The sequence below is a fragment of the Klebsiella sp. 1SOBk10mer genome, assembly GCF_046602535.1.
Classification (GTDB): Bacteria; Pseudomonadota; Gammaproteobacteria; order Enterobacterales; family Enterobacteriaceae; genus Klebsiella; species Klebsiella quasipneumoniae.
Genome location: NZ_JBKIUP010000012.1, coordinates 92,013 through 101,793, shown reverse-complemented (window position 1 = coordinate 101,793; position 9,781 = coordinate 92,013). Strand labels below are relative to the sequence as shown.

9 protein-coding genes are annotated in these 9,781 nt (G+C 52.9%); 5 read left to right on the top strand and 4 right to left on the bottom strand.

Going from position 1 to position 9,781, the window contains the following annotated elements; all coding sequences use genetic code 11:
• Positions 1-302 precede the first annotated feature (302 nt).
• Both mobB and mobA read right to left on the bottom strand, forming a co-directional pair.
• A complete protein-coding gene (mobB, locus tag ACLH1I_RS22840; RefSeq protein ID WP_032455444.1) occupies positions 303-809 on the bottom strand; it encodes a molybdopterin-guanine dinucleotide biosynthesis protein MobB in 507 nt (168 codons plus the stop codon).
• Positions 806-1,387, bottom strand: a complete 582-nt coding sequence (gene mobA, locus ACLH1I_RS22835) for a molybdenum cofactor guanylyltransferase MobA (protein WP_004203611.1) — start codon at positions 1,385-1,387, stop codon at positions 806-808. Before mobA ends, mobB begins: the two co-directional genes overlap by 4 nt.
• 71 nt (positions 1,388-1,458) lie before the next feature.
• On the opposite strand from mobA, the gene ACLH1I_RS22830 reads away from it, so the two are divergent.
• From ACLH1I_RS22830 to dsbA, 3 genes are all read left to right on the top strand, one after another.
• Positions 1,459-1,728 carry a YihD family protein gene (locus tag ACLH1I_RS22830; RefSeq protein WP_002882612.1) on the top strand — a complete coding sequence of 90 codons (270 nt, stop codon included), beginning with the start codon at positions 1,459-1,461 and terminating at the stop codon, positions 1,726-1,728.
• A gap of 75 nt (positions 1,729-1,803) precedes the next feature.
• Positions 1,804-2,790, top strand: a complete 987-nt coding sequence (locus ACLH1I_RS22825; protein WP_048326146.1) for a serine/threonine protein kinase — start codon at positions 1,804-1,806, stop codon at positions 2,788-2,790.
• A 27-nt stretch (positions 2,791-2,817) separates the two neighbouring features.
• Positions 2,818-3,441: a thiol:disulfide interchange protein DsbA gene (gene dsbA, locus ACLH1I_RS22820; RefSeq protein ID WP_004203613.1), complete on the top strand. Its 624-nt coding sequence runs from the start codon at positions 2,818-2,820 to the stop codon at positions 3,439-3,441.
• A 30-nt stretch (positions 3,442-3,471) separates the two neighbouring features.
• Here dsbA and ACLH1I_RS22815 read toward each other — a convergent pair whose 3' ends face one another.
• On the bottom strand, positions 3,472-4,389 hold the full coding sequence (locus tag ACLH1I_RS22815; protein ID WP_048326148.1) for an acyltransferase: 918 nt from the start codon (positions 4,387-4,389) through the stop codon (positions 3,472-3,474).
• Between the two features lie 396 nt (positions 4,390-4,785).
• Here ACLH1I_RS22815 and polA point away from each other — a divergent pair, with 396 nt between their 5' ends.
• Positions 4,786-7,578: a DNA polymerase I gene (polA, locus tag ACLH1I_RS22810; protein ID WP_048326151.1), complete on the top strand. Its 2,793-nt coding sequence runs from the start codon at positions 4,786-4,788 to the stop codon at positions 7,576-7,578.
• A gap of 359 nt (positions 7,579-7,937) precedes the next feature.
• On the opposite strand, the gene yihA is transcribed toward polA, so the two are convergent.
• Complete coding sequence (gene yihA / locus ACLH1I_RS22805; protein WP_004203619.1) at positions 7,938-8,573, bottom strand: ribosome biogenesis GTP-binding protein YihA/YsxC; 636 nt, start codon at positions 8,571-8,573, stop codon at positions 7,938-7,940.
• Positions 8,574-9,158: 585 nt separating this feature from the next.
• On the opposite strand from yihA, the gene yihI reads away from it, so the two are divergent.
• Complete coding sequence (yihI, locus tag ACLH1I_RS22800; protein WP_002882743.1) at positions 9,159-9,665, top strand: Der GTPase-activating protein YihI; 507 nt, start codon at positions 9,159-9,161, stop codon at positions 9,663-9,665.
• The last annotated feature ends 116 nt before the right edge of the window (positions 9,666-9,781 follow it).

Here is a 9,781-nt window from a genome sequence, read left to right as displayed (position 1 = left end):
CATGCCGAACTCAGAAGTGAAACGCCGTAGCGCCGATGGTAGTGTGGGGTCTCCCCATGTGAGAGTAGGGAACTGCCAGGCATCAAATAAAGCAGAAGGCTCAGTCGAAAGGCTGAGCTTTTTGTTTTTGCGTTTTAACAAGAACCCCGTCCCGAAAGGTGCGGGGTTTTTTGCTGTGTAGGGTATGCCTCCCCGGTGGCGCTGCGCTTACCGGGGCTACTGATCCGACATGGGGCTACGCCCCGGTCGCCCGGCCAGGGGGCGCAGCACCGCCTTTGGGAAAAAAATCGCCTGAATACCTGCTACTGCCTCGCTAACCAGCCGACAATAAATGACGCAATCTGCGGAATATTATTTAAATCCAGCAGCGGAAGTGAGGTCGCGATCGATACATCGCTGGCCACGGCGATCGTATGCTCATCAGTCGTTAACTCTTCCACACAATGGCCGCTGTTTTGCCGAAAAAGCAGGATCTTAGGCACTGCTTCATGCTTGAAACCCTCGACCAAAACCAGATCCAGTCTGCTGGCATCCATTCGACTAACCAGCCATGTGAGATCTAATTCCGGCTTCTCGGGCGTCTCGGTCATCAATGCCCACCGCTGTTCGCTGGCGACAATAGTTTGCGCAGCGCCCGCCTTACGCAGTTCATAGCTATCTTTGCCCGGCTTATCCACGTCCATATCATGATGGGTGTGCTTTATCAGTCCCGGGCGTAATCCTAGAGCGCAAAGCTCAGGGATAAGACGCTTTAATAATGTTGTTTTTCCGGTACCGCTCCATGCGGCGATCGCCAGTAATGGGATCATGATGGCTCCTGCATCTGCTGCAAATCTTCGAGCGTATTTACATTAATGAAAGCAGTTTTCACATCGCTGAAATTCACCGGGCGCCCACCCATTTGTCGCATAAAAACCATCACCCTGCGCTCTCCATGTGCCAGATAAGCCTCCAGTTCCGGAATGATTTGACGATGAACTAATGCAACGGCAGGATGATCCCGTTCGCCGTCATGGGCCCAAACGACCGGTGCGTCCCCTCTCTGCTGGATAAAGCGCTCCACCAAAAAGGACGGAATGAACGGCGTGTCGCAGGGGCAAAAAACAAACCATGGGCTCGCGACCTGCTGCATCACAGCAAGCATTCCGGCCAGCGGCCCCTGATAACCCTCCTGTATGTCTCGAAAGACCGGATATCCGCTGGCACGCCACTGTTCAAGATGACGATTGGCGCTAATGACTAACTCATCTACCTGCGGAGCTAATGCTTCCGCGACGTGTCGCCAGAGAGGACGTCCATTGAGCAACTGTAATCCTTTATCAATGCCGCCCATTCGCGTGGCCCTGCCGCCCGCCAGCACGACGCCGGTTATCGCCTCGCTTTGCATATGAATATCGCCTCTTTCATTGTGGGATTGACCCTGTTAATTTGTCCCTATCAAGAGTAAGGAGCATGACCATGAAATGTAAACGTCTGAATGAAGTAATTGAACTCCTCCAGCCCGCCTGGCAGAAAGAGCCAGAACTGAACCTGATGCAATTTTTGCAGAAACTGGCGAAAGAGGCTGGCTATGATGGCGAACTGAGCGATCTTTCCGACGATATTCTGATCTATCACCTGAAGATGCGTGATTCTTCAAAAGATGCTGTCATCCCGGGTATTCAGAAGGATTATGAAGAAGACTTTAAAACCGCGCTGCTGCGCGCCCGCGGCGTAATAAAAGAGTAAAAGGTTGTAAGCGCTGCCGCGTAAAGCGCAATGAGATGATATCCTGAACTATTCGTACGATTATCGGATGTCAGGATGCACGATAAGGCTTTTACTTTTCAGACGCTTCGCCCGGATACCATTATCGATGGGTTATTCGATCTGGGTATGCGGGTGGACTCCGGTCTTACCCCGCTGAACAGCTATGAGAACCGCGTTTATCAGTTCCAGGACGAAGAGCGTCATCGTTATGTGGTGAAGTTCTATCGTCCTGAGCGCTGGTCGGCAGCACAAATCCTTGAAGAACACCAGTTTGCGCTTCAGCTTGTAGAAGATGAAGTGCCCGTTGCGGCGCCGCTGTTATTTAACGACAGTACGCTTCATCAGCACCAGGGGTTTTATTTTGCCGTTTTCCCAAGCCTTGGCGGCCGACAGTTCGAGGCGGATAACCTTGATCAGATGGAGTGGGTTGGCCGTTATCTGGGGCGCCTGCACCAGACCGGGCGCAAACAGCGCTTTTCTGCGCGTCCGGAGATTGGCGTGCAGGAATATCTGCTGGAACCACGCCAGGTATTTGAACAGTCGACGCTTATCCCCTCAGGCCTGAAGGCCGATTTCCTGAAGGCGACCGATAAACTCATCGCTGCCGTCATGACGCAATGGTACGGTGGCGGGACTACTTTGCGCCTGCATGGTGACTGTCATGCAGGCAATATCCTCTGGCGCGATGGGCCGCTGTTTGTCGATTTAGACGATGCGCGAACCGGCCCGGCGATTCAGGATCTGTGGATGCTGCTCAACGGCGATAAGGCTGAACAGCGTATGCAGCTGGAGACCATCGTCGAGGCCTATGAGGAATTCAGCCCCTTTAACAGCGATGAAATCGCGCTTATTGAACCTTTACGCGCCATGCGACTGGTTTATTATCTGGCGTGGTTGCTCAGACGCTGGGACGATCCGGCTTTCCCGGTTAATTTTCCCTGGTTAACCGGGGAGGATTACTGGCGAGGGCAGACGTCTACTTTTCTCGAGCAGGTGAAGGTTCTACAGGAACCCCCGCTTCAGTTAACGCCAATGTATTAATGTGATATATCCAGGAGAGAGTAAATCATGAAAAAAGTTTGGCTGGCGCTGGCTGGTATGATTCTGGCTTTTAGTGCATCCGCTGCCCAGATCACCGACGGCAAGCAGTACATCACCCTTGATAAGCCGGTTGCTGGCGAGCCGCAGGTGCTCGAATTCTTCTCATTCTACTGCCCGCACTGCTATCAGTTTGAAGAAGTGCTGCATGTCTCTGACAGCGTGCGCCAGAAACTGCCAGAAGGCACCAAAATGACCAAATACCATGTCGAGTTCCTGGGGCCGCTGGGCAAGGAGCTGACGCAGGCATGGGCTGTGGCCATCGCGCTGGGCGTTGAAGATAAAATTACGGCGCCGATGTTCGAAGCGGTGCAGAAAAACCAGACCGTACAGAGCCTGGCTGACATTCGTAAAGTGTTCGTCGACGCTGGCGTGAAAGGGGAAGACTACGATGCCGCATGGAACAGCTTCGTGGTGAAATCTCTGGTCGCTCAGCAGGAGAAAGCGGCAGCCGATCTGCAGCTGCAGGGGGTACCGGCTATGTACGTCAATGGTAAGTACCAGCTGAACCCGCAGGGGATGGACACCAGCAATATGGATGTCTTCGTCGCTCAGTATGCGGATACCGTGAAGCAGCTGGTTGAGAAGAAATAAAAAAAACGCCGGTCACTGACCGGCTTTTTTTTATCTACTTTGCCGTGACTTCATTGCTTTGTCCCGCATGATGTCAGTTAACTGACGGTCTTTCTCTTCCCATAGCCCATTTAGCCAGCGCTGGAAACCACGCTTAAAGTTCTTATCGTTGACGTAATCGCCGTGTAGCTCTTCACCAATCGGTACCAGATTGATACGAACCACAATGCGCGTCAGTCGGCCACTTAGCATGTCGTAAAACGGCCTTGCATGATTTTCCGGGTAGCACAGCGTAACGTTCAGCAGTTTATCGAACTGCGAGCCGAGAACATTGAGCGCCATGGCGATACCCGCCGCTTTCGGCGGTAACAGGTTGTGGTAAGGAGAGCGCGTCTCGCGCTTTTTTACGTCGGTAAAACGCGAGCCTTCCACGAAATTGACGATTGTCGTTGGGTGCGAGCGGAATTTCTCACATGAACGGCGGGTGGTTTCGACATCTTTACCGCGGCGTTCCGGGTGACGAATAAGATAGCTGCGCGAATAGCGGCGCATAAAAGGCATATCCAGCGCCCAGCAGGCGAGGCCTATGAACGGTACCCACGCCAGCTGTTGTTTAAGGAAGTACTTATTCATCGGAATATGCTTGCGGAACAGCACGCATAGCACCACGATATCTGCCCAGCTGTGGTGGTTGCTGATCAGCAGATACCAGTTCTTTTTGTTCAGGCCTTCCAGACCCTGGACGTCCCATTTTAGCCAGGGATTGAGATGCAACAGCAGCGCCAGCCCCTCGCACCAGCAGTACATCATAAAATTGCAAAAAACGGATATAGAGCGCCATACCGCTGGAATGGGGACCAGTAGTTTAATCAGCCCGGCGACGATGATCGGTACAGAGCAGATAACGGTGACTAAGATGGTTAAGGCGATACTCAGCGGAAGTGTTATCGCAGCGAGTAATCTCGACATAGTTAGTTTATTCAGAAAGTTAGGCTGACAAAGAGCGCCTTTAAGCTGCGCAAGAGGCTGATTTTACCAGAAAACGCGGCAAATGACGGGTCTTACCAGAACAGAAAAAAACAAGGATCTTCTATCCACATGGAAGATTAGGTCATCAAATTCATGCCAGGATCGTTGATCTTATTTTAAGTTATTGATAAATAATAACTAATGCTATTTATTCATTTATTTTCAGGGGCGGATAAGCTGACGTTGTAAAACTATGCACAAAGTTATCCACAAGCTAAGTTGTCGCGCGATCGCGAGGATCGTTGAATCTTTTCCGCGAAATGCGGGAAAAATTCAGGATTTCATGCCCGTCTGTGGCATCCTTTATCCATAATCTGATAAACAGGCACGGAAATTATGGTTCAGATCCCAGAAAACCCTCTCATCCTCGTTGACGGCTCCTCCTATCTTTATCGGGCGTATCATGCGTTTCCGCCGCTGACTAACAGCGCAGGGGAGCCCACCGGGGCTATGTACGGCGTACTGAATATGCTGCGCAGTTTGATTCTGCAGTATCAACCGACTCATGCCGTCGTGGTCTTTGATGCGAAAGGGAAAACATTCCGTGATGAATTGTTCGAACATTACAAATCTCACCGCCCGCCGATGCCGGACGATCTGCGCGCGCAGATTGAGCCGTTGCATAAGATGGTGAAAGCGATGGGGCTGCCGCTGATGGCGGTCCCGGGCGTCGAAGCTGACGATGTGATTGGCACCCTGGCGCGGGAAGCGGAAAGGGCTGGACGTCCGGTGCTGATCAGTACCGGCGATAAAGACATGGCCCAGCTGGTGACGCCGGGGATCACCCTGATCAATACCATGACCAACACTATCCTCGGGCCGGATGAGGTGGTTACCAAGTACGGCGTCCCGCCAGAGCTGATTATTGATTTCCTGGCGCTGATGGGCGACTCCTCAGATAACATTCCTGGCGTGCCGGGCGTGGGCGAAAAGACCGCCCAGGCGCTGCTGCAAGGCCTCGGCGGCCTCGATACGCTGTATGCGGAACCGGAGAAGATCGCTGAACTGAGCTTCCGCGGCGCGAAAACGATGGCGGCGAAGCTGGAGCAGAACAAGGAGGTGGCTTATCTCTCTTATCAGCTGGCGACCATCAAAACCGACGTCGAGCTGGAGCTCACTTGCGAAGAGCTGGAGGTGCAGCCGCCGGCGGCAGACGATCTGCTGGCGCTGTTCAGACAGTATGAGTTTAAGCGCTGGACCACCGACGTTGAAGCCGGAAAATGGCTGCAGGCTAAGGGGGGCAAACCGGCTGCGAAACCTGCAGTGCCTGCAGCAGCGGCAGAAGCGGAAGCAGAGGTTGAGGCCGCTACTGCACTTTCAGCAGAGCACTATGTCACCATCCTTGATGAGGCTACGCTGCTCACCTGGATCGATAAGCTGAAGCAAGCGCCGCTCTTTGCCTTTGATACGGAAACCGACAGCCTGGATAACATCTCCGCCAACATGGTCGGCCTTTCATTCGCTGTTGAGCCGGGCGTGGCCGCCTATGTCCCGGTAGCGCATGATTACCTTGATGCGCCGGATCAGATCCCGCGCGAGCGCGTGCTGGCGCTGCTTAAACCGCTGCTGGAGGATGAGAAGCTGCTCAAGGTTGGGCAAAATCTCAAATACGATCGCGGCATTTTGGCTAATTACGACATTGAGCTGCGCGGGATTGCGTTCGATACCATGCTGGAATCTTACATTCTCGACAGCGTGGCGGGCCGCCATGATATGGACAGTCTTTCCGACCGCTGGCTGAAGCATAAAACGATTACCTTCGAAGAGATCGCTGGTAAGGGTAAGAGTCAGCTCACCTTTAACCAGATTGCGCTGGAAGAGGCGGGTCGCTACGCGGCGGAAGACGCCGACGTCACGCTTCAGTTGCATTTGAAAATGTGGCCGAAGCTGCAGCAGCATGAAGGTCCGCTGAATATCTTCCAGCACATTGAAATGCCGCTGGTGCCGGTGCTGTCACGCGTTGAGCGCAACGGCGTTAAAATCGACCCCGCCGTGCTGCATGCGCACTCGCAGGAAATAGCCCAGCGCCTGGTTGAGCTGGAGCAGAGGGCGCATGAGATCGCCGGGGAAGCGTTTAATCTCTCCTCCACCAAACAGCTGCAAACGATCCTGTTTGAAAAACAGGGTATCAAGCCGCTGAAGAAGACGCCGGGCGGTGCGCCGTCCACCTCTGAAGAGGTGTTGGAAGAGCTGGCGCTCGATTATCCGTTGCCGAAAGTGATTCTGGAGTACCGTGGGTTGGCGAAGCTGAAGTCGACCTATACCGATAAGCTGCCGCTGATGATTAATCCCAAAACGGGCCGCGTACATACCTCCTATCATCAGGCGGTTACCGCCACCGGCCGTTTGTCGTCTACCGATCCAAACCTGCAAAACATTCCGGTGCGTAACGAAGAAGGGCGCCGTATTCGCCAGGCGTTTATCGCGCCAGAAGATTACGTTATTGTCTCGGCGGACTACTCGCAAATCGAGCTGCGCATTATGGCGCACCTGTCGCGGGATAAAGGCCTGCTGACCGCCTTCGCGGAAGGGAAGGATATTCACCGGGCGACGGCGGCTGAAGTGTTTGGCTTACCGCTGGACAGCGTCAGCAGCGAACAGCGGCGCAGTGCGAAAGCTATCAACTTCGGTCTGATCTATGGCATGAGCGCCTTTGGCCTGGCCCGCCAGCTGAACATCCCGCGTAAAGAAGCGCAGAAGTACATGGATCTTTATTTCGAGCGTTATCCGGGCGTCCTGGAGTATATGGAGCGCACCCGCGCACAGGCGAAGGAGCAAGGGTATGTTGAAACGCTGGATGGCCGTCGACTCTATTTGCCGGATATCAAGTCCAGCAATGGCGCTCGTCGTGCCGGTGCGGAACGTGCGGCGATTAACGCCCCAATGCAGGGGACGGCTGCGGATATCATCAAGCGGGCGATGATTGCCGTTGATGAATGGCTGCGGAGCGAGAAACCTCGCGTGCGAATGATCATGCAGGTTCACGATGAACTGGTCTTTGAAGTGCATAAGGATGAGCTCGATGCCGTATCGAAAAAGATCCACGAACTGATGGAGAACAGCACTACGCTGGCGGTACCGTTGCTGGTGGAAGTGGGCAGCGGAGAAAACTGGGATCAAGCGCACTAAGTATACAAAGCACAACGCGATTTTCTGTAAGTAAGCAACATAACTTATAGAGTTTTGTGAGGATCATTTGAATTTGCTATGTAAATAGTGAAAAAAAACTACAAAAAATGCTTTATCCGTGAGCGAAAGAAGAGTAAAGTTATTCGCGTAGGGTACAGAGGTAAGATGTTCTATCTTTCAGACCTTTTACTTCACGTAATCGGATTTGGCTGAATATTTTAGCCGCCCCGGTCATTTATGACCGGGGCGTTTTTTATTGCGCGAAAGAAAAGTGGCAAAAAGAAGGACGCGCTTGTGCTTGACGCTGGAGAGGAACCCGGACAAGGCGCGGCACGCTCTTATCCGGCTGTTGGTGTCGATTACTCGTCTACGGCGCTCTCTGCTTCCTGCGGCGGGATTTCGTTAAACCAGCTATCCAGCTTCTGTCGCAGCTTATCCACGCCAGATTTTTTCAGCGAAGAGAAGGGTTCAACCTGAACATCGCCATTGAAGGCCAGCACCGCTTCACGCACCATATTCACTTGCGCTTTACGCGCGCCGCTGGCGAGCTTATCGGCTTTGGTCAGCAGCACCAGCACCTGAATATCGCTTTCTACCGCCCATTGGATCATCTGCTGATCGAGATCTTTAAGCGGGTGGCGAATGTCCATCAGGACCACCAGGCCCTTCAGGCACAGGCGTTTTTCCAGGTATTCTCCCAGCGCGCGCTGCCACTTGATCTTCATCTCTTCCGGGACTTGCGCATAACCGTAGCCGGGAAGGTCGACCAGGCGTTTGCCTTCGGCGACTTCGAACAGGTTAATCAGCTGTGTACGTCCGGGAGTTTTGGAGGTCCGCGCCAGGCTTTTCTGGTTGGTCAGCGTATTCAGCGCGCTGGATTTTCCCGCATTGGAGCGGCCGGCGAATGCCACTTCAATACCGGTATCGGCAGGAAGATGGCGGATATCTGGCGCGCTAGTGACAAAGTGCGTCAGTTGATAATTCCAGTTGGTCAAGACGGTCGTCTCCGTTAAAACAGGCTATGGCAGGGATTATACCTGAACAGCAGAAAAAGGCTGTTTTTACCGCACGCCGGTTCTGTAAGTAAAAACCATGCACTTTGTGAGACATTGGCTATTCTTCGTATAGGACATGCCTGAGAAAAATAAGACTAATAAATTATAACCTACTGAAAATAAATAGATTACAAGAATAGAGAAATCTGAAAAGTGGAATTTTAACGGCCAGACTGGTTGTCGATTTTTGTCAACAGGGTAAAGTAATACACAACGGCGGGGATGCTGAAAAGGATGAGGACTCAGGACGAGGGGTCAGGAAGCGCCAGGAGGCGAAGACCACAGGATTGTCAGGATGACGCGCGTTTTGGAAACGTTTCAAAGGGAAAAGGAAGAAACAGGGACCGTTGGACGCTAAGGGAAAGACAGGGTAAGTCGTTAGCGAACAGGGAAAGAAGAGCCCGTTAAGGGTGGTCAGTGAGGAAAAAGGCGACAGAGTAATCTGTCGCCTTTTTTCTTTGCTTGCTTTCTGCTAGATTCCGCCTCAATTCTATACTGAATAATACTGTCTGAAGATTACACACCATGAAAAAACCGACATCCGCCACCCGTGGCAAATCCGGCCGCAAGTCGCGTGAAGAGTTAAATCAGGAAGCTCGCGATCGCAAACGGCAGAAGAAACATCGTGGCCACGCGGCAGGTAGTCGCGCGAACGGCGGCGATGCGGCTTCAGCAGGTAAAAAACAGCGCCAGGCGCAAGATCCACGCGTGGGCAGCAAAAAACCCATCCCGCTGGGCGTGAGCGAAAGCAGCGCTCCAGCTCCCAAGCAGCATAAACCAAAGAGCGAGAAACCTATGCTTTCACCGCAGGCTGAGCTGGAGTTGCTGGAGAATGATGAGCGCCTGGACGCGCTGCTGGAACGTCTGGAAGAGGGCGGTACCCTGAATGCTGAAGAGCAGAGCTGGGTGGATGCCAAACTGGATCGCATTGATGAGCTGATGCAGCAGCTCGGCCTCTCTTACGATGACGAAGATGAAGAAGAGGAAGAGCGTCAGGAAGATATGATGCGTCTGCTGAAGGGTGGAAACTAACATTTGCATCCCATCGGATTCCCGGTACTGCTTATAACCCTTCTGGTTATATGTTATCTGCTGTGGTTATTCGTTAAACTACGACGGTTGTCGCGGCGTCAGAAATGGCTGCGCAA